Here is a 20,091-nt window from a genome sequence, read left to right as displayed (position 1 = left end):
CAGGCTGAAGCATCGATGGTGGCTGTTCTTCTGTTATCTCGAGCAGGCTCACTCCCACAGGTGCAACGCAGACTATTGTGGGAGTGAGCCTGCTCGCGATGACGGTCTGGCTGTCACCACTGTCACCAGCCACCGACACGATTTTGTCTTTTTCAGAAAAACTTCAATCCTGCTATTGACTTAGGTTCGCTACCTGCGTAAATTTCGCGGCCTCGGAGATGCAAACCGGGTGATTAGCTCAGCTGGGAGAGCGTCTGCCTTACAAGCAGAATGTCGGCGGTTCGATCCCGTCATCACCCACCACTTCCGAGAGTCTTGCGAAAGCAAGATGGAAGCTTTTAAAAGCCTCCACCGACGCGCAGCGGTAGTTCAGTCGGTTAGAATACCGGCCTGTCACGCCGGGGGTCGCGGGTTCGAGTCCCGTCCGCTGCGCCATATTTCCGAAGCAGGTTTTACCTGGTTCGAGATTGATAAGCCTCGAAGCTTTCAGTCAGACGAGTTACTTGGATGCAAGTCCAAAGCGATACGCAGCGGTAGTTCAGTCGGTTAGAATACCGGCCTGTCACGCCGGGGGTCGCGGGTTCGAGTCCCGTCCGCTGCGCCATATCTGCTACAAGGCCCACTGAACGCCTTGGAGCTACGAAGAAAAGCCTCAGGCTGTCTTCGAGTCGATAGCAAAGACCCTGGTCGAAAGACCGGGGTTTTTTGTGTCTGCGATTCAGCGATTTCTCCCTCCCGATCCTCCCCATCCAGCCTTTCTGCTCAACTGACGCATAAAGCGCTTCCTTCGCACGGCTGATATTAATTAGAATCACTCTCATTAACGATAACTCGTTGGCACAGGGCTTCTTGAGATGAGTGATGCAGTAATGCCAGAGGAGCAATCTTTCAACGACCTCTACCGCGATCATCGTGGTTGGCTGGAAGGCTGGTTGAGACGGCGCATGAGCAATGGCCATGATGCGGCGGACCTCAGCCAGGACACCTTCGTACGCTTACTCGCCAGCTCTCAGCGCATTGCTGATCTGCAAGAACCCCGTGCCTATCTGGCGACTGTCGGCAAGCGGCTCCTGACCAATTTCTACAAGCGTCGCAGCCTGGAGCAGGCCTACCTCAATGCGCTGGCCTTCTTGCCGGAAGATTGTGTCCCATCTCCTGAACAGCGCTGGATCCTCCTGGAAACCCTGCAAGCCCTCGATGAATTGCTCGATGGACTGCCAAGACCGGTGCGCAGGGCGTTTCTGTGGAGTCAATTGGAAGGTTTGACGTATCAGGACATCGCCGAGCGCCTGAGCGTCTCGGAGCGCACGATCAAGCGCTACATGGCCCAAGCCTATGAGCATTGCCTGCTGGTGACGCTGTGATCGGCCCAGCACCTTCCGCTGAAGCCCGCCAGGCCATACGGGCCGCTGCACAATGGCTGGCGCTTATGGAATCCGGTGCTGCCAATGAGCGGGATCGCGCCGAACTGCAGACCTGGCGAAACAGCCATTCCAGTCACGAGCAGGCCTGGCAGAAAGCCCAACTCCTGCGTCAGCGCTTTGCCGAACTGCCGTCAGCGCTGGCGATGGCCAGTCTCGATCGACCGCAGGAAAGCCGGCGTACCGTACTCAAGCGTGCCTTGGGGGCGGTGGCATTGGTGCCGGCTGCCTGGCTGATCAGTCGACAGTTACCACTGGATGTCTGGAGCGCGGACCTGCGAACCGCGACCGGAGAAGGCAAGACGGTCCGCTTGGCCGATGGCAGCTCGCTGCAACTGAACACCGCAAGCGCCGTCGACATCGATCTGACGAAGCGTTGGTTGAAACTCGTGGAGGGCGAGATAGCGCTGAGCGTTCCTGGTACCTCGCCGCTGACCGTGCAGACCCACTTCGGGCAAGTCATCGTCAGTCAGGGTGAAGTGTGCGTTCGTCAGGGGCAGACGGGTTGCAAGGTGTCAGTCCTGAAAGGAGCGGTGCGATTGCAGCCGTTGCGTGGACCGGACTTCTCGTTGCAAGCCGGCCGGCAGGTCAGTCTTCAAGCGGCGGGTGCGGGCGCTATTGAACCCTTTGACGTACTCGCGCCAGGCTGGCGTGAGGGTGTACTGATGGCGCAGAACCAACCCTTGGGTGATTTCTTGCGCGAGCTCAGCAGCTATCGTCCGGGCGTCTTGCGCTGGGAGCCAGCGCTGGAATCCCTGCGTGTCACCGGCAGTTTTCGTCTGCAAGATACCGATCGAATCCTGGCGCTGCTGGCGGCCAGCCTTCCACTGGAGGTGCATTCGCGTACGCGTTATTGGGTAACGCTGCTGCCGCGCAAAAATAGTGTGTAAGGCGTGTCCCCTTTTTTCGTATCGATTGTCATTCAAGGCAAGTGAACGAACCAAGAGAGCTTTTTCAATGCCTGCAGTGTTCCCGTCCAGTCCGCGTTTGGTCCCCGCCAGCCGTCGTCCGTTGTTGCACTTGAGCCTGTTGTTGAGCCTGAGTGCTTGTCCGTTGTTCATCACCGCCGGTTGGGCTGAAGACGCGTCTCGACGCAGTTATCAGGTGCCGGCAGGAAGTCTCAGTGCCGCGCTGACGCGCTTCGCCGGGTTGGCTGGCGTCAATCTGTCGGTGGACCCGGCGCTCGTTGGCGGGCGCAACAGTCCTGGTCTTGCCGGCGAGTTCGCGGTGGAGGAGGGCTTCGCTCGACTGTTGCAAGGTTCCGGTCTGCAACTGCAGCCAGTGGGCGAACAAGCGTACATCCTGACCCCGGCGCCAGAAGGCAGCAGCCTGCAACTGGCGCCGACCTCGATTCTCGGTGCCACGGGCGGGGCGGATGGCGAAGTGTACGCCGGCGGCCAGGTTGCGCGACGCGGTTCGCAAGGGTTGCTGGGCTCGAAAGACTTCATGGAAACGCCGTTCAGCATGACCACCTACACCAGTGAGGTGATCGAAAACCAGCAGGCGCGTACCTTGGGCGACTTGATCGCCAACGATCCGTCGGTTCGCGCCACCAACCCGGCGGGTGGTCGTTACGAGCAATTCACCATTCGTGGGCTCAGCCTGTTCAACAGTGATGTTGCCTACAATGGCCTCTACGGTGTCCTGCCCACTTATACGATTGATATGGAGATGGCCGACCGCGTCGACATTCTCAAAGGTCCTACCCAGCTCATCAACGGTATCTCGCCTCGGGGCAGTGTGGGTGGCGGCATCAACGTGGTACCCAAGCGTGCAACCGACAAGCCGATCACTTCGTTCACCGGCAGTTACGCGTCCAACAACCAGCTCGGCGGCGCCGTGGATGTCGGTCGGCGCTTTGGTGAGGATGACAAGTTCGGCATCCGCTTCAATGGCGTGAAGCAGTCCGGCGATACCGAATGGGATCACCAGAGCGTCGATCGCGATATGGCGGTGCTGGGCCTGGATTTCCGTGGTGAGCGCCTGCGGCTCTCAACGGATATCGGGCACACCGAACGTGACACCGACGCACCGCAGGAACGCGTGCAGGTTGGCGCCAATGCCCAGGTTCCGCGTGCCAGCGATGTCCGCCACAACTATGCGCAGGCCTGGAGCAAGGCGCGCACCAAAGATACGTTCGGAACAGTGAACGGCGAATTCGACGTCAGCGATTCCGTCATGTTGTACGGCGGCGTGGGCGCGCGTAAAAGCAATCATGACTTTCTCCGTCATGCCGTCTCGGTCACTAACGACGCTGGGGACTTCAGCGTTCAACCTCGCGACTTCACCCGTGACGAAAATGTCCGGACGGCCACGGCAGGGGTACGCAACTGGTTTCATACCGGTCCGGTGAGCCATGAGGTCAATCTGGCTGCCAGCTACTTCTACATGGACTTTGAAAACGGCGGTGCCCGGTACGCCTCGGCTCCCAGCAACCTTTACGACCCGGTCGAAACACCGAAGCCTGGAACCCCGACGCGATTCGATTCAAAGGTGTACACGGAGAACCGCTTCAGCGGTGTCGCGTTGTCCGACACGCTGGGCTTCTTCGATGATCGGCTGCTGCTGACACTCGGCGCCCGCTGGCAGCGAGTGAAGGTCGACGACTGGTCGGATAACATCAAAGGCGACACCGCTTATGACGAGGAAAAGGTGTCGCCATCGGGGGGCATCCTATTCAAGGCGACCGACAAGCTGTCGTTGTACGCCAACTACATGGAAGGCCTGAGCCAGGGCAAGATCGCACCATCGACTTCGGTGAACGAGGACGAAATCTTCCCGCCGTTCATCAGCCGCCAGGTTGAGGTCGGCGCCAAGTATGACGCGGGCCCTTTTGCCGTGACCGCCGCAGTGTTCCGGATCAAGCAACCGGCCTACGAGACCAATGCCACGACTCGCGTCTTCGGCCCGAACGGCAAGCGTCAAAACGACGGTGTTGAAGTGAGCGTGTTTGGTGAGCCGCTAACAGGTTTCCGCCTGCTCGGCGGTGTCATGTACATCGACAGCGAGTTGACCAGCACCACCAATGGCACGTTTGATGGCAACCGGGCGCCTGCCACGCCGAAATACAACGTCAACCTTGGTGCCGAGTGGGATGTGCCGACCGTGCAGGGCCTGACCTTGACCAGTCGCGGCCTCTATTCCAGCTCGCAGTACCTGGATCAGTCCAACAACAAGGAAATCGACTCCTGGGAGCGTTTCGACGTGGGCGCACGTTATGCGTTCCGGGTCGACGAAAAGACCATCACCCTGCGTGGCAATATCGAGAACGTAGCCGACAAGCGCTACTGGAGTTCGGCGGGCGCATCGGATGACAGCGAGCCCGGTTTGACGCTATCGACCCCGCGTACTTACCTGCTGTCGGCGACTGTCGATTTTTGAGGCCAGCGGCACACCCGCTGCACGTGTGCAGCACTTGCAGCATTTGTAGCAGCTGTCGAGCCTGCGAGGCTGCGTTCGGCTGCGAAGCAGTCGTCAAATCAAACACCCCGGTTTCCCAGGGTTTAGCGACTGCTGCGCAGCCGAACGCAGCCTCGCAGGCTCGACAGCTGCTACAGGGAACGCGTGTCTTCTGAAATCCCTTGTTTTCATACATCCTGCTCAAGCCGCGCGTCAGCTGGAGCAGGGCTTTCTATCGTTAATGCGGTGCAACGCCGCCTTAATTTGATCTTTCAGTCAGTTTTTTGTAACTGGTTGTTTGCCGCGAGCGCATAAACCTTTAAAGTTAACCTTTCGGTCAGCTTTGCACTGTCAACACAGCCCTTTGCTTCGTCCAAAAAGGGTTCCTGCAAGACTCGAGATTTCCAGAACATAACCAGAAGGGCGGGCCTATAACCGCCCAGAGGATGATCCATGTCCAACCGTGATATATCCCGGCGTTCGTTCCTTCAGGGCGGGCTGGTGGCAGGTGTGAGCGTGACGCTTACACCGCTCAGCACCCAGGCGCTGGCTGCCTTGATGGAAAACAGCGTGACCGTGCCGTCCGAGCAATGGCTCGGCAACAACGGCAAGGCGCGCTCGCGTAACGATGCCTTGTCCAAAGTCTGCGGCAGCAAAGTTTTTGCCCGCGACATCCGTGCCAAGGACATGCCGGGCTGGCCTGAGCAGCAAGGGCACGCCATGCTGCTGAAAATCACCAAGGCCGACCGCCTGTACGCCGGTTACGACTTGTCGTGGCTCGGTGCTGACTTGCAGCCTGACCGCATTGTCACCGCCGAAGACCTGGAAAAGGACGGCATTGTCTTTCCGGAGGAGCACGCGCCGGATCCATTGCTGCCCGTGGGCAAAGTACCGATGTTCATCGGTCACCCGGTGGCGATCCTGATCTGGAATGATTTCGAGCGCTTCCGTCAGGCCAAAGCCAAACTCAAATTCAATGACAAAGCGATTCGTTATGGCGCCCAGGTGCCTTTCTACGAAGGCGATCCCTACGGCAGCTTCCGCTACGTACGCGTCGGCGGCGCGACCTCGGCGGACGAGGATGAATTCGCCAGCCTCAAGGATTCGATCCTGTTCCCGATGCTGAAAAACCGTCGCCCGGTGTGGAATTCCCAGCCAGACCTGCACGGTAACCTGACCGAACGGGGGCTGTTTTACGCCGACCGCATGAAGCAGCAAATCGACTCGCCGCCAGACAACTGGCTGGTGTTCGACGAGCGCTACAAAACCCCGTCGATCGAACCGGCCGCAATGGAGCCGGACAACGGCAACGGCTGGTACGATCCTGCGACCAAGACCCTGCATTTCGTCGTCGCCACCCAGTGCCCGCTGGAAGCCGCCACCGAGACCGCGAAGATGATCGCTCCGTCGCGTTTCGGCCTGGCCAACCTGAACATGCACCCTGGCTACACCGTCGGCTACGGTTCCAAAGATCACAACATCTTCGTCTACTACGCAGCCCTTGCAGCGTTGTACGGCGCCGGTGTGCCGGTGCGTCTGGCGAACGACCGCTACGAGCAGTTCCAGAGCGGCATCAAGCGTCACCCGTTCGACATCCGCTACCAGCTGGCGGTCGACAAGACTGATCACAGCTTCAAGATTTTCCGCGCCGAGATGAGTGTCGATGGCGGCGGACGAATCAACTACAGCCCTTCAGTGGCAGCGGTAGGCGCAACGGCGGCGCAGTCGATCTACTACATGCCGCAGAACGATTTGCAGGTCACCGCCTACCATTCCCGCGCGGTTGAAGCGGGGTCGATGCGTGGTTACGGCACGCTGCAAAGCATGGCGTCCACCGAGATGATGGTCGACGAAATTGCCGGTCGTCTTGGCATCGACGCCATCGACCTGCGCAAGAAAAACGCCATGGTCTCGGGTATGAAAAACACCCAGGGCGCGGTGCCGGCGGGTGCGTTGCGCCTGCACGAGATTCTCGACAAGGCGGCCGTGCACGACGTCTGGAAAAACCGCGATGCGATCAAGCAGCAGCGCGAGGCCCAGGACCCGGATCACTGGTACGGCGTCGGTTTCGCCATTTGTCAGAAAGACTTCGGCACCGGCTCCGAAGCGCCGATGGCCAGCATCGAATTCACCGCCGAAGGCCACGTGACCCTGCGCCACATCGGCATCGAAATCGGCACGGGCATGTCCACCTCGCAAGCCCTGGTGGTGGCGGATTTCATCGGCATCCCGGCCACTGAAGTGAAGACTGGCGAAACCGAATGGAAGGAGTTGCAGCTGATCACCGGCGGCAACCCCTACATCATGAGTCAGGCCGAACAGGACGGTTTCCTGCGCAATCCACGCTGGGTCGGCAAGCTGGCCTCGGCCTCGTCGGCGACCAACTCCGCCTATTACTTCAGCCACGCCACCCGTGAAGCGGCGCGTGTGCTGTTTAACCACGGCTTGTGGCCGGCAGCGCTTCAGATCTGGGGCCAGGGCCCTTACGGCGGTCAGGCCAATCCTTATGTGGTGCGCCGCGAAGACGCCCATTGGGTCGACGGCAAACTCACCGCCAACGGCATGCAGCCGCTGAGCTTTGAACAGTTGGCAAAACACGCCCACGAAAAAGGTCTGGTGACCGGCGCCACGGTGCACGGGTTCAACCGCTGGAGCTGGGCCGAGGCCGAGTTCAGCATCGACGGCGTGCGCGAGCGTCTGCCCCTCGATGGTCTGGCCGTGAAGTACGGCGACGGCGCGCCGAAGGCAAAACTGGCGCAGATGACCAGCAACGGTTTCCACCTGCTGGATCGCCAGAACGTCCATTACCCGGACACCCAGTTGAACAACGCCGCGGTGACGTACTACAGCCCGGTGGCGACGCTGGTGGAATTGAAAGTGAACAAGGGCTCCGCCGAAGTGCAAGTGCTCAACCATCACTCGTGGGTCGAGTGCGGTCGGGTGCTGGTGGAAGAACTGGTCAAGGGTCAGCTCGAGGGTGGGATCGCCATGGGCATCGGCCACGCGTTGCTGGAAGAAATGCCGCTGTACGAAGGCGGGCCGGGGGAGGGCGACTGGAACTTCAACCGTTACCGTTTGCCGATGGCACGACACGTGGCTGTGTGGAATCAGACGGCCGAGATTTTGCCGCCGCTGTCGCCGAGCGACCCGTCCAAGGGCATCGCCGAGGTGGTGATGATCCCGGTGGTGGGCGCCATCGGTAACGCCGTGGCTCATGCCATCGGTAAACGTGTTCGCGACCTGCCTATCACTTCTGCACGCATCAAGGAGGCCCTCAATGGCTAACCGTCCGCTTCAACTGACCCTCAACGGTCAATCCGTCGGCCCGGTGGACATCCCTGATGACCTGCCGATGATCGACTACCTGCACGAATACAAAAACCTCACGGGCTCCCGACTGGGTTGCGGTCAGGGCATCTGTCACGCCTGCGTGGTGATTGTCGACAACCCGGACGGCACCAGCGAAGAGGTGCGCACCTGCATCACGGGTGCGCATTATTTCGAAGGCAAGAAAGTGCGGACCATCGAAGGTCACGCGACCCGCGATGAGCAGGGCAAAGTCACCGAACTGAACCCGATCCAGCAGCGCTTTGTGGATGAGTTCGCGTTCCAGTGCAGCTACTGCGCGCCAGGTTTTGTGAATGCCGCCACCGTATTGGTGGAGAAGCTTCAGCGCCAGCCAATCGTTAAGAGTCAGCTGGAACAGGTGATCGAGGACAGCCTCGGTCACCACGTCTGCCGCTGCACCGGCTACGTGCGCTATTACAGCGCCACGCGCAACGTGCTGACCGATCTCGGCCTGGTCAAGGAGGGTTAAGCATGAAGCATCTACTTTCCCGCCTGGCGTTGGCGGTCGGTCTGGCTGCACCGGTATTGCTGGTTCATGCGGATGATCAGGTCAAGCGCGGCGAATACCTCGCGCGCGCTGCCGACTGCATGGCGTGCCACACCGCACCAGGTGGTGCGCCGTATGCGGGCGGTCTGCCGATTGTTTCGCCGTTCGGCACGATCTACGGCACCAACATCACCCCGAGTAAAGAGCACGGTATCGGCCTGTACAGCGATGACGAATTCTTCGCTGCACTGACTGAAGGCAAGCGTCGCGATGGTGCCAACTTGTACCCGGCGATGCCCTATACCTCGTACCACCTGATGCCGCGTGAAGACTCTGATGCGATCCACGCGTATCTGAAAACCATCGAGCCGATCGAGCGTGCGGCACCGGTCACCAGCTTGAGCTTTCCGTTCAACGTGCGCTTGGGTCTGATGGGCTGGAACATGCTCTATGGCAAGGACGTAAAACTGTTGCCCACCGAGGGCAAAAGCGAAGCGTTCAAGCGTGGCCAGTACATGGTCGACGTCCTCGGTCACTGTGGCGAATGCCACACGCCGCGCGGGTTGCCCGGCGCGATGCAACAGGACAAGCGCATGACCGGTGGTCTGCTCAATGGTTATCTGGCGCCGAGCCTGCTGGCCAATGACCTGGCGGCGCGCGGCTGGAATCACCAGGACTTGAGCTCGTTTCTCAAGCACGGGATGAGCGCCCAGGGCACGATGTTCAACGAGATGTTCCCGGTGTTCCACAACAGCACCCAAGGCCTCACGGACCCGGATCTCGCGGCGATGGCAACTTACCTGCTCGGCGATCAACCGCCGGCGGCGAAAATGCTGACCGACGTGCCGTTGGACAAACTCAGCGCCAGCGCCCAGCGCGGTCGTCAGGAATACCTGAACGTCTGCGCCGGCTGCCATGCGGTAGAGGGCGAGGGCAAACCGCACATCGCGGTGGCCATGCGCGGCAATACCACTTTGCGCCTGGAAGATCCGCGCAACCTGTTGCGGGTGATCGAGGACGGGATTGGCGAACAGCAGTTCGTCGGCTTCGAGCGCATGCAGCCGATGCCGGGCTTTGCCGACAAACTCAGTCAGGAACAGCTGGCCGATCTGCTCAACTACCTGCGTCAGGGTTGGGGTGGGCAAGCCGGTGATCTGGCCGTCAGTGACGTGCAGAAGCTGCAAGCGGATGCCCCTTCGGCCGAGCACAAGGCGCACTGATATGCAGCATCTCGATCTGCAAGTGGTGAGGCGGGCGCTTGAATGGTCGGCGGCCGGGCAGTGCGTGTGGCTGTGCACGGTGCTCGCCACCTACGGCTCGGCGCCTCGCGCGCCGGGCTCACTGCTGGCGGTGAACGCTGACGGGCAATGGATCGGTTCGTTGTCGGGCGGCTGTGTCGAGGAAGACTTTCTCGAACGGGTCGCCGAGGGCGCATTTTTTGAGCCGGTCAATGTGGTGCGTTATGGCGAAGGCGATGACCCGCGCTCCCGGGTCAGCTTGCCCTGTGGCGGGATACTTGACGTGCTGGTGGAGAAGCTTGAGCCGGAGTGTGAGGTTCAGGCCCATCTGCGCGAGCTTGAGTCGGCGTTGTTGGGTCAGCGGCGGCTTATCCGCGAGGTCGATCTGGTCAGCGGTGCGCGCAGTCTGTTTACCGATCGCGAGCAGGGTGTGCGCATCGAGCGTGAAGTCGATCGGGTTCGTGTGCGGATCGGGGCAGCTCAGCGATTGTTGCTGGCGGGTTACTCCAGCGTCGCTCAGGCGTGCGCGGAGTTTGCCGTCGGGCTGGGTTTCGAAGTGATTCTCTGTGATCCGCGGGACGAAGTGCTGGAAGGCGTGGTGCTGGAAAACGTCGAAATACGCCGGCAACTGCCCTCGGTGTTTATTGCCGATGGCGGCTGCCACAGCGATACGGCGGTGGTGGCGCTGACCCACGACCCGCGTATCGATGATTTGGCGATGATGGAAGCGGTACGCACCGATGCGTTTTACATCGGCGTGATGGGATCGATGCAGACGTCGCAAAAGCGCTTTGAGCGGTTGCGGCGCATTGGTGGGCTGGGGGATGCCGAACTGTCGCGGATTCATGCGCCGATCGGGCTGAATCTGGGCAGTAAAACCCCCGCTGAAATCGCTTTGGCGGTGCTCGCCGACATTCTGCGCATCCGCAGCGGGATTGCACGGGATCGGCTCTGACGACCTTCGCACCGGCGCTTGTGAAAGCGCCGGTTACATCAATGAGTGACAAGCCTGTCAGAAACCGAACTTATCCCGCAGCCCGTAATACCAGGCCCCTAGCGCAGCGAACGGTGTGCGCAACAATTGGCCGCCAGGGAACGGGTAGTGCGGCAGGTCCGCAAACGCATCAAAACGCTCGGCCTGACCGCGCAACGCTTCGGCCAGCACCTTGCCCGCCAGGTGCGTATAGGTCACGCCGTGGCCGCTGCAACCCTGGGAGTAGTAGATGTTGTCACCCAACCGTCCCACCTGAGGCAGGCGCGACAGGGTGAGCAGGAAATTACCGGTCCATGCGTAATCAATCTTCACGTCCTTGAGTTGCGGGAATGCCTTGAGCATCTTCGGCCGAATGATTGCCTCGATGTTCGCCGGATCCCGCGCGCCATAGACCACGCCGCCACCGAAAATCAGGCGTTTGTCGCCCGTCAGACGGTAATAATCGAGCAGGTAATTGCAGTCTTCGACACAGTAATCCTGAGGCAGCAAGCTGCTCGCCAAAGCTTCGCCCAACGGTTCGGTCGTAATGACCTGGGTTCCGCAAGGCATCGATTTGGCCGCCAGTTCCGGCACCAGATTGCCGAGATAAGCGTTGCCCGCCACGATGATGAATTTGGCCCTAACCTTGCCTTGTGGCGTATGCACCACCGGATTTGCGCCACGCTCGATGCGTACCGCTGGCGACTGCTCATAAATCGTCCCGCCAAGTGACTCGACGGCGGCCGCTTCGCCCAGCGCCAGATTCAGCGGATGGATATGTCCACCACTCATGTCGAGCATGCCGCCGACATAATGATCGCAATCCACTGCTTCACGGATGCGTTTCTGATCCAGCAGCTCAAGTTGCGTGTGGCCGAAACGTTCCCATAAACGCTTCTGGGATTCCAGGTGACCCATCTGCTTGGCGGTGATGGCTGCAAACACGCCACCGTCTTTCAGGTCGCACTGGATATTATAGGTGGCAACCCGCTCGCGAATGATCCGCCCGCCCTCGAACGCCATCTGACCCAGCAGTTGAGCCTGCTTGGGGCCGACGCTGCGCTCGATCACATCGATGTCTCGGCTATAACTGTTAACGATCTGGCCACCGTTGCGGCCCGACGCCCCAAAACCCACCTTGGCGGCTTCCAGCACCGTGACCTTGAAACCGCTCTCGAGCAAAAACAGGGCAGAAGACAACCCGGTGTAGCCGGCGCCAATCACACAGACGTCAGTCTCTACATCGTTCTGCAATGCCGGACGCGGAGGAACCGCATTCGCCGATGCGGCGTAATAGGACTCTGGGTAGGGGGTGTTCGCCATCCTGCTGCCTCTGTGTTTAATATATTTTACGAGCGCTTCGATCCTACCCGAGTTAAAAATCGACCGCCAGCCACCGTAAAATCTTCTTCACGGCCGCGAAATTAAATATTTTGCATATTCATAGGGTTAGCTCGAAAAAAGGTGTTGACACCCTTTCGGAAGTCCGTAGAATGCCGCCTCACAGCAGGCACGTAGCTCAGTTGGTTAGAGCACCACCTTGACATGGTGGGGGTCGTTGGTTCGAGTCCAATCGCGCCTACCAAACAAAATCCGCTCTGCTGGGCGGTCTAGAAGGGCTCACCGAAAGGTGGGCCCTTTTTTGTTGCCTGCGATTCGCATAACTGTTGCAAAACCTCAGTCAAGACGCCAGTGCGGCGCCTTTCTCCACCAAAGGGCGGGCGCATTGATGGTAACTGGTACCAAAGGGCCCGCTGAATGACGTGTGAAAAGCCCTACGACGCGCTAGGTGGCTGAGCGGTATCGCTGACGTTCATCCCTGGTTCAAGTTCGCACGCTTTTACGCGGGCGGTGTCGATCAGCGAAGAGTAGTAACTGTCAGATCGTGTTGTCCTCGCCAATTCGGCCAAGGCGCCCTCAGGCGAACTGAAAAATCCAGTCTGACGAAAATCCTGGCTTGCACAGTCGAACTGAAAGGCGCGATAGGACGTGAATTCTGGACCGCTTCTTTTCACCACTACATTGCGGACAGGCGAGTCGCCCATCACTCTGTCGATGGAGTATGCGGCGTAGTAATCGTCTGCGGCAGAAAGGGTATTGGCGGAATAAGTAACGGCGGCGAGCAGAAGCGTGGCAAAGACTGCTGATGATTTCATTGCGCTCTTCCCTGACGAGGTTTTCCAAGCTGAGTCTGGTCAGCGGCTGCATTGTAGAGCTGAAATATGACGAAACGGAATCGGTAAATGAGAAGAAATATCAGCTTATGAGTGTCGGCCGCCGAACGGTCATCATGGTCGCGTCACGCCTTGCTGATCTCCTCGGTTAGCTAGTCCGGGTTAACATTTCAAGTATCAGGTAAGCCCACCACAGCCAGGCAGTCTGAGTTGGAGGCGATCCGTCAGGCTTTCCGTCAGCCTCCATCGATGAGCGGGGACATGGAGGCATCGCAATTAAATCAAATTCGGGCTCATTGACCGGGAGGCGCAATCATGAATCTGCAAATCAGACAGGCGGTTTTGAGCGATATCGAATGGTTGGTTCGTCTGGATCCTTTAGCGGCAGAAGAAAGTGGCCGCCGGTCGTACATCGAAAAGGCAGTCGCGCAGTGCGAATGCCTGGTTGCATGTGAAAGAACCGAACCTGATGTTCCGATTGGTTACGGGTGCCTGGAGAAATGCTTTTTTGGGGAATGGTTCATACCCCTGGTAGTTGTCTCCAGCGCTCATCGACATTCTGGGGTGGCCACGCAAATCATCACTCACTTGGAGCATGGCGCATCTGCTAAAAAAATCTTCACTTCTACCAACCTGTCGAATGTAGCCATGCAGCAATTGTTGGTGCGGATTGGATATGAATCCAGCGGCACGATAGAGAACCTGGACCCAGGGGACCCAGAGCTAATCTTTGTGAAGTTTTTCGACAGTTAAACTTGGTGTTCTCTTGTTGAATTGAGCCTGCGTTTTCAGATGAAGCCTATTTGCCCACCTACGTTAGCTCAAGTCGCTCTAGCGCATAATCCTTACCGGCCAAGGTCAGCATAAAGATGGTGGAGCCAAACGTGCCCCGCGTCACATCCCGCTTCACAAGGCGTTTGACTTCGAGTTGCTTAAGACCTGATTCAACTTCAAGCGTGCTGAGTGAAACGAGTTTACAAACCGAGTCAAAATTTGCAATTTTCCTGAAGTTTGCGTGATAGGCCAACGCTTCCATCAGTATCGTCTCGTTGTCTGTCAGCTGGGGAAACTGAGGGTTGTTCTTTTTGTAAACTCTTCGCTCTATTTCATGTAATTCACCGTCCGCACGTTCAGTCGTGCGGGTGTAGTAAATTGCCACGGACAGAAAAACGATCAAAGGCGCGATCATCAGCAGCAACCAGTTCGACACTGGCGTTTCCAGCGTAAGCCAATCCCAGGCAACTGACAGCCATCCCTCGGTATCCGTAAACAATTTCAAGTCGAAGTGAGTATCGAGCAGCTTTGTGACAATCCAAGCGCCAAACAAGCCTCCAGCCGAGTAGGCCGTAGCCTTAAAAGCAAAAGGGGATCGCATGCCTGCTGCTGCCATGCTGTTCGTCTCTGGTGTGGAGAGTTGGCACTATCAGCATAGCAGTGGAAGAGAGGCCCTCAAGCCATTGCACAGTCGGTGCGGATGATTTTTCGTCGAGCCTCTGCCGATGTTGCCTCCGTCTAATTACTCAGCTTTGCTTCGCACTATCCTTCCTGCCTTCACCTCATCCGCGTAGAGGCTGATGATTGCTTGCTGATCCTTCAATAATGCCGAGATCTTGCTGAGTGTTATGGCTTCCTCAGGCGATTTGCCTCGGCCTGCCATGCTGCTCAACTCTGTCGCGGACCAGCCGATGATCGCGGTCGCATCTTCAAGGTCATAAAACAGCTCTTGTTGGGCTGTTCTTGGGCCGTCTAGCCCTTGTATTAGATCTGCCAACTTTTTGTCCGTCCGTTCGCGTCGGGGCTTTTTACTGAGCCCATGGTCGTTTTCAATGAAGCGTTTTAACCCTGCGACTTTCACCAATCCTGATACGGTCCAGCGCACGGTTTAGAGCGTCCAGCGCATCCAGGAGCGCTTTCGCCTCGATTTCTCGACCCTCTCCCCAAAGGCGCTCTGCCATCTTGTTCAAGGCCTGGATAGCTCTCTCAATTTCGGCGGCAGTCACTGCCGCCGTACTTGCCACCTGTTTTGTCGGCATGCGTAACCCTTTCGTTGGGGTCTTCGTATCTGTTTGTTTGCAATGGAGCTTCAAGCGATCAATTCGACTTTACCTGTTGCCAAGCGATAAATACCTCCCACTATCTTCAGTTTGCCCCTTGCGAGCGCGTCGGTCAGCAGGGGTGTGGCTTTCTTGAGGCGCTCGACCGAGTCTTTGACATTCTGCTCGGTCGCGTTTTCCACGATATCTCCGGGTTGTTTGATCACTGTCTCAATTGAGGATTTGAGAGCGTCTGTCAGTTTCGGGATATGCCCTGGGAACACCGTTTGGTCCTTAACGGCTTTTATGCCCGCCTCGATGGCGCCGCAGCGCTCATGCCCCAGCACCAGAATGAGCGGGGTTCCCAGCACAGCAACACCGTACTCAATACTGGCCAGGCCTTCGTCAGTGACAAAGTTGCCAGCGACGCGTACAGCAAAAAGATCACCTCGCGCGGTGTCGAAGGCGTACTCGGGTGCAATGCGCGAGTCAGAGCAACTCAGCACTGCCACGAACGGGTTCTGGCCGGAAACCAGCGCTTCGCGTTCGTCCTTGAAGTCGTGTGTCACTGAGTTACCGCTGACGTACCGATCATTTCCCTCCATTAACCGCTTAAGCGCTTCATCCGGGTTGATTACGTTTTTCGGTTTGGGTGGTGCCGAAGGTATTTCGGCGGCCTGAATGATTCGGTTGGGCAATATACCTGCAAGTAGCAGGGCGCCGGCCCCTAATCCGGCAAGGCGCAGAAAGTGGCGGCGCTCATTGAGTTTTGCAGCAGGTTTCGGATCACATGGCTCACACATGATTTTGTGTACTCGGTTCAGTGCGGTGGGAACAAGTGCTGTTGGATTTAGCCTGCAGGAACTTGTCGCACTGGCGTGTTGGAGTCCAGCGAGTCGCTGTAACGCCATGTATTTCTTCGGCTTCGCAGTCAGCCAGGTAGTTTGAACCTGCCAGGCGGCGAGTTCCGGAGCGGGTGCGCTACATCGTTTGATGGGCTACTACTGACAGACCGGCTCAATTCATTCCGATAGGAGTATCTAGATGCTGACCCACTGGTTTCTGGCTGCAATTCATCTGTTAGCGTTTGGATTGGGTTTTTGGGCTGTGCTATCACGCGGTACGGCGTTCAGACGCTTGTCTGCGGGTATGGGGGAGGCTCGAAGCGTATTGCACGCGGATAACCTTTGGGGTATCTGCGCGATCGTTCTGCTGGTTACTGGCGGGATAAGAGCGTTTGGCGGGTATGAAAAGGGCACTGACTACTATCTTCATCAGCCACTGTTCCATTTGAAAATGACATTGTTCGTAGTGATTTTGCTATTGGAAGTAGCGCCGATGGTGACGCTGATCAAGTGGCGAATTGCGTTGGCGCGAGGCAGGGCTATCGATGACCGTCGTGCAAAGCTGTTTGCGCGAATCAGCCATGTCGAGGCGATGCTGGTGTTGCTGATGGTGGTAGCGGCCACCGGCATGGCGCGAGGGGTGGGATGGGGTTAGTCGGGGGGCAACAGCAGTCACGTTGCGCTTGAATCTTAGCCAGCCGTGGTTCGGAATGCGAACGGGCTGGCTACTGACTGCTGCGGAACTCAGTTTTGCGGTTTGTCCGGAGCGGTCAAACCAGCCTGAATGCGCTGGTAGATCTCTTCGCGGTGCACCGCAACGTCCTTCGGGGCGTTGATGCCAATCCTGACTTGCTGGCCGCTGACGCCGAGGATGGTGATCGTAATGTCATCGCCAATATTTATGCTTTCACCGACTTTGCGGGTGAGTATCAGCATGGTCTTCTCCTTGATTGCTTTGTAGGGCACCTGATTCGAACAGTGCAGAGGTCGGTGGTACGTATAGATTAGTGCGAAGTTTCACAGTTTGGGTGCCTCTTTCTGACGCGCAGATGCTGCATTAATTCCCAAGGCGTAACTATACAGAGGCCGCAACCATCATTCTCGTTGTTTTATGGCCATTTTGCGGCCCTAAAGAACTATTCATGAATGTTAAAATCCCGTCTTTTAGCCTTCAGAGGGAAGCGTCGTGCGCAAATTGGTCTTGGTAATCGCGGTACTGGCGTTGGCGGGATGCGGGGAAGGCAAGCGCGTTGAAGGGCAGAAGCCCCAGTCGGCGGTATCTACCGCGCCGGTGACGGCTCCTGCACAGCAGTGGGATCTGGAAGTGCGGGGCGAGATTACCCAGGCAGTCAGCGATCTGAGTGGCTGGCTGATCGAGCACAGTTTTGTTGCCAATGTCATCAAGGAAAATGGCAAGACCCGCATTCTGATGGGACCTTTCAATTCGAAAGCGGAGGCCGAGGCCAAACAGGCAGAGGTCGCCGCTGCGCTTACCCGGGCGAAAAAGCAGAACATTCAACTGCTGGTCGTGGAGCATGCGGTCGCGCAGTAACAGGCTTAATGCCGGCACCGTTAGTCTGAGTCCTAAGGAAATGGAAAGGTGACGTATTTCCAAGCACGGTTAATGAGTGCTTCTGTGGCTTCCACGAGCTCTTGCAAGCCTTTCGACGCGATCCTGCTTCAACAATCCACGCTCAGCCCGTTCCTGGTTACTGGCGCTACAACAAAGTTGGCGGCTAGAACGAAAAAAGGCCTCGAGGTCATGCTCGAGGCCTTTGTGTTCCAAGCCAGCCGTCAGCCACAGGTTTTCATGTCCACCGGCCCGACAAACTCGTTGCCACGGCCCATGACGCACGCGACGGTTTGGTTGCGCTGAAGCTCCCAGGCCTGCACTGGATAGGTTTTGTTCCAGGCTTCGTAAAGCTGGCGGTCCTGTTTGGACAAGCGCAAACCGTACTGTTTGCTCATATAGAAGTACGTCCGGGCAATCATGCCGCGTATTGAAGGGCGCGGCATCACCTTCTTCGCCTTGAAGTCGACCTGGGTCAGGCACGACCCGTATTGACCGGTTTGTACCGGCAGCCAGCCGAAACTGAAATTGCTGCGATCACCGTTCACTTCGCCGATGCTGGGAACAAGGTTATGCAGATCGGCCTCGGCCTTCTGATAGACCGGGTCATAGCGTGTGCAGTTCTTGCGTCCGCCCTCTTGCCAGCATTGACGCTGATGGCCGATCTGCCAGGCCGGCACAATGTGCTCCCATTCAATGCGAGAAGCGCGTTTGGCACTTTTACGGGGTACATAACCGCAGGCCGCGAGGTTCACCTTGTTGCCAGTGTATTTGCAGCCGCAATAGAACTCGGTCGATTGCGGGGCATAGAGTTTCCAGGCGACTTTCTTGGCTTCCTCAAAGGTTCGAGGGGCGGCAGCCTGGGCGCCCATGGCGCAGAACAAAAACAGCACAGCAAAAAAACGGACACTCATTGACTCAATCTTCCTTCGGCACAACCCAGAAAATCTGCACACCACCATCGTCGCGATAGGCGAGGGTGACGTTATCGTTTTCGTCGATTTCTTCGAGCAGTTGCTCCCACTCGTCCACCGGCTCGTCCGGCAGGCGAAAGATCAGCGCCGCTTTGGCTTTCTGGGCGGTAGGGGAATTGATGATTTTTTGAACGCGCATGCCCATGCGTGCATAGGCGTCCGGGGAGTCGGAAGTGGTGGCCACAAAATTATCCTTATTAAGCTGTACGTGCATACAGTATTAAACTGTAAGGATTATCGCAACTGCTTAAAATTCAAGAAAATCTTCTGACAGCGTTTTTCGTGGTTTGGTGTAGGACAGGAGAAATTTGTATCGAGGTGCCCGGCCGGAACCGGCCGGGCGAGGGTCAATCAGTATTCCCAGAACATCCGCTGCAGCTCTTTGCTGTCATTGGTCTTGGTCAGTGCGACCATGGCCAGGATGCGGGCTTTCTGTGGGTTCAGGTCGTGAGCCACAACCCAGTCGTACTTGTCGTCTGGCTGTTCGGCGTTACGCAGGACGAAACCACCGGCATTGACGTGAGAAGAGCGAATGATTTGTACGCCGTCCTTGCGCAGGGCCTGCAGGGTAGGGACCACTCGCGAGGACACCGAGCCATTGCCCGTGCCGGCGTGAATGATCGCTTTCGCACCCGACTGCGCCAGGGCTTTGTAGGCGGTATCGCTTACGTTGCCATACGAATAGGCAATTTCGACGTCGGGCAAGCTCTTGATGGTTTTGATGTCGAATTCCGAGTCCATGGTGTGGCGCTTGGCAGGCAAGCGGAACCAGTAGGATTTGCCTTCAACCACCATGCCTAGGGGCCCCCAGGCACTCTTGAATGCTTCGGTCTTGATGTTGATCATCTTGCTGACATCGCGACCCGACTGAATTTCGTCGTTCATGGTGACGAGCACGCCTTTGCCTCGGGCCTCTTTACTGCTGGCCACCGCCACGGCGTTGTACAGGTTCAACATGCCGTCAGCGGACATGGCGGTGCCTGGACGCATGGAGCCGACCAGAATGATCGGCTTGTCGGTTTTTTCCACCAGGTTGAGGAAATAAGCGGTTTCTTCGAGAGTGTCGGTGCCGTGGGTGATGACGATGCCATCAACGTCTTTGCTGTCGGCCAGCTCCGCCACTCGACGACCCAGTTGCAGCAAGTTGTCGTTGGTAATGCTCTCCGAGGCGATTTGCATGACTTGTTCGCCGCGAACATTGGCCAATTGACTCAGCTCCGGAACGCCGGCGATCAATTGTTCGATACCGACTTTCGCCGCTTGATAAGTCGCACTGTTGGCCGCGCTGGCGCCTGCGCCGGCAATGGTCCCGCCGGTGGCGAGGATGACCACGTTAGCGAGCTTCTGTCGGGTTTCAACTTCTTTTGCCTGGAGGGCAGTAGGCAGGAGGAGCAAAAGGGCCAAGGCGCCCGGTACAAAGGTCTTCAAAGCAGATGTCATTATTTTTCTCTCTAGTGGTGAGACGGTGCAGAGTGCAGGTTCATCTAGATATGCCTCAGGTCGATCTGAACGCTTGAGGTGTAGGGGAAGGAGCAAGAGCTGTACCAGTAATATCCAGAGTTAATTTAATGATGTAACTAAATGATATATAAAGAATTTATTGATCTATGCAGCCGCTTGGTCGCAAAG

General features: G+C 57.7%; 20 protein-coding genes and 4 tRNA genes. 14 read left to right on the top strand and 10 right to left on the bottom strand.

The window, feature by feature from the left end; translation table 11 throughout:
• The first annotated feature begins 227 nt into the window (after positions 1-227).
• From H7698_RS01710 to H7698_RS01665, 10 genes are all read left to right on the top strand, one after another.
• Positions 228-303: transfer RNA gene (locus H7698_RS01710), tRNA-Val, on the top strand.
• A gap of 55 nt (positions 304-358) precedes the next feature.
• A tRNA-Asp gene (locus H7698_RS01705) sits at positions 359-435 on the top strand.
• 92 nt (positions 436-527) lie between these two features.
• A tRNA-Asp gene (locus H7698_RS01700) sits at positions 528-604 on the top strand.
• Between the two features lie 250 nt (positions 605-854).
• Positions 855-1,364, top strand: coding sequence for a sigma-70 family RNA polymerase sigma factor (locus tag H7698_RS01695; protein ID WP_194690376.1), 510 nt, complete (start codon positions 855-857; stop codon positions 1,362-1,364).
• Positions 1,361-2,311, top strand: coding sequence for a FecR domain-containing protein (locus H7698_RS01690; protein ID WP_194690375.1), 951 nt, complete (start codon positions 1,361-1,363; stop codon positions 2,309-2,311). Before H7698_RS01695 ends, H7698_RS01690 begins: the two co-directional genes overlap by 4 nt.
• Before the next feature lie 67 nt (positions 2,312-2,378).
• Positions 2,379-4,802 carry a TonB-dependent receptor gene (locus tag H7698_RS01685; RefSeq protein WP_194690374.1) on the top strand — a complete coding sequence of 808 codons (2,424 nt, stop codon included), beginning with the start codon at positions 2,379-2,381 and terminating at the stop codon, positions 4,800-4,802.
• A 471-nt stretch (positions 4,803-5,273) separates the two neighbouring features.
• A complete protein-coding gene (locus tag H7698_RS01680; RefSeq protein WP_194690373.1) occupies positions 5,274-8,105 on the top strand; it encodes a xanthine dehydrogenase family protein molybdopterin-binding subunit in 2,832 nt (943 codons plus the stop codon).
• Complete coding sequence (locus tag H7698_RS01675; protein WP_162437742.1) at positions 8,098-8,637, top strand: (2Fe-2S)-binding protein; 540 nt, start codon at positions 8,098-8,100, stop codon at positions 8,635-8,637. The genes H7698_RS01680 and H7698_RS01675 overlap by 8 nt, the downstream gene beginning before the upstream one ends.
• 2 nt (positions 8,638-8,639) lie before the next feature.
• Positions 8,640-9,875 carry a c-type cytochrome gene (locus H7698_RS01670; RefSeq protein WP_194690372.1) on the top strand — a complete coding sequence of 412 codons (1,236 nt, stop codon included), beginning with the start codon at positions 8,640-8,642 and terminating at the stop codon, positions 9,873-9,875.
• Between the two features lies 1 nt (position 9,876).
• Complete coding sequence (locus H7698_RS01665; RefSeq protein ID WP_194690371.1) at positions 9,877-10,848, top strand: XdhC family protein; 972 nt, start codon at positions 9,877-9,879, stop codon at positions 10,846-10,848.
• 57 nt (positions 10,849-10,905) lie between these two features.
• On the opposite strand, the gene H7698_RS01660 is transcribed toward H7698_RS01665, so the two are convergent.
• Entirely contained in the window at positions 10,906-12,189 is a 1,284-nt protein-coding gene (locus H7698_RS01660; protein ID WP_194690370.1) for an NAD(P)/FAD-dependent oxidoreductase, read from the bottom strand.
• A 185-nt stretch (positions 12,190-12,374) separates the two neighbouring features.
• Between H7698_RS01660 and H7698_RS01655 the strand changes: the two genes are divergently transcribed.
• Positions 12,375-12,451 (top strand) — tRNA-Val (locus H7698_RS01655).
• A gap of 190 nt (positions 12,452-12,641) precedes the next feature.
• Here the strand turns inward: H7698_RS01655 and H7698_RS01650 are convergent.
• Positions 12,642-13,022, bottom strand: coding sequence for a hypothetical protein (locus tag H7698_RS01650; protein ID WP_162437738.1), 381 nt, complete (start codon positions 13,020-13,022; stop codon positions 12,642-12,644).
• Positions 13,023-13,355: 333 nt separating this feature from the next.
• Between H7698_RS01650 and H7698_RS01645 the strand changes: the two genes are divergently transcribed.
• Entirely contained in the window at positions 13,356-13,793 is a 438-nt protein-coding gene (locus tag H7698_RS01645; protein WP_194690369.1) for a GNAT family N-acetyltransferase, read from the top strand.
• 58 nt (positions 13,794-13,851) lie between these two features.
• Here H7698_RS01645 and H7698_RS01640 read toward each other — a convergent pair whose 3' ends face one another.
• The 4 genes from H7698_RS01640 to H7698_RS01630 form a co-directional block, all read right to left on the bottom strand.
• Positions 13,852-14,430, bottom strand: coding sequence for a hypothetical protein (locus H7698_RS01640; protein ID WP_194690368.1), 579 nt, complete (start codon positions 14,428-14,430; stop codon positions 13,852-13,854).
• A gap of 126 nt (positions 14,431-14,556) precedes the next feature.
• Positions 14,557-14,811 (bottom strand): hypothetical protein, encoded by a 255-nt coding sequence (locus H7698_RS01635; protein WP_194690764.1) that lies wholly within the window; start codon positions 14,809-14,811, stop codon positions 14,557-14,559.
• 52 nt (positions 14,812-14,863) lie between these two features.
• The gene (locus tag H7698_RS31285) at positions 14,864-15,073 is read right to left on the bottom strand and encodes a hypothetical protein (protein WP_162437735.1); all 210 of its coding nucleotides are present in this window, start codon (positions 15,071-15,073) and stop codon (positions 14,864-14,866) included.
• Between the two features lie 50 nt (positions 15,074-15,123).
• A complete protein-coding gene (locus tag H7698_RS01630; RefSeq protein WP_194690367.1) occupies positions 15,124-15,876 on the bottom strand; it encodes a carbonic anhydrase in 753 nt (250 codons plus the stop codon).
• 241 nt (positions 15,877-16,117) lie between these two features.
• On the opposite strand from H7698_RS01630, the gene H7698_RS01625 reads away from it, so the two are divergent.
• Positions 16,118-16,573: a DUF2214 family protein gene (locus tag H7698_RS01625; protein ID WP_194690366.1), complete on the top strand. Its 456-nt coding sequence runs from the start codon at positions 16,118-16,120 to the stop codon at positions 16,571-16,573.
• An 89-nt stretch (positions 16,574-16,662) separates the two neighbouring features.
• Here H7698_RS01625 and csrA read toward each other — a convergent pair whose 3' ends face one another.
• Positions 16,663-16,854, bottom strand: coding sequence for a carbon storage regulator CsrA (csrA, locus tag H7698_RS01620; protein WP_045057924.1), 192 nt, complete (start codon positions 16,852-16,854; stop codon positions 16,663-16,665).
• A gap of 250 nt (positions 16,855-17,104) precedes the next feature.
• Between csrA and H7698_RS01615 the strand changes: the two genes are divergently transcribed.
• Positions 17,105-17,470: an SPOR domain-containing protein gene (locus H7698_RS01615; RefSeq protein WP_162437732.1), complete on the top strand. Its 366-nt coding sequence runs from the start codon at positions 17,105-17,107 to the stop codon at positions 17,468-17,470.
• Between the two features lie 242 nt (positions 17,471-17,712).
• Here the strand turns inward: H7698_RS01615 and H7698_RS01610 are convergent, their stop codons facing one another.
• The 3 genes from H7698_RS01610 to H7698_RS01600 form a co-directional block, all read right to left on the bottom strand.
• Positions 17,713-18,402: an endonuclease gene (locus H7698_RS01610; RefSeq protein WP_162437731.1), complete on the bottom strand. Its 690-nt coding sequence runs from the start codon at positions 18,400-18,402 to the stop codon at positions 17,713-17,715.
• Positions 18,403-18,406: 4 nt separating this feature from the next.
• Positions 18,407-18,676 (bottom strand): DUF1654 domain-containing protein, encoded by a 270-nt coding sequence (locus H7698_RS01605; protein WP_162437730.1) that lies wholly within the window; start codon positions 18,674-18,676, stop codon positions 18,407-18,409.
• 137 nt (positions 18,677-18,813) lie between these two features.
• Positions 18,814-19,902 (bottom strand): asparaginase, encoded by a 1,089-nt coding sequence (locus H7698_RS01600; RefSeq protein ID WP_194690365.1) that lies wholly within the window; start codon positions 19,900-19,902, stop codon positions 18,814-18,816.
• Positions 19,903-20,091 lie beyond the last annotated feature (189 nt).

This window comes from Pseudomonas sp. p50(2008) (assembly GCF_015351605.1).
GTDB lineage: Bacteria > Pseudomonadota > Gammaproteobacteria > Pseudomonadales > Pseudomonadaceae > Aquipseudomonas.
Note: the sequence above shows the minus strand (reverse complement) of the source record. Positions and strands in the feature narration are given on the sequence as shown.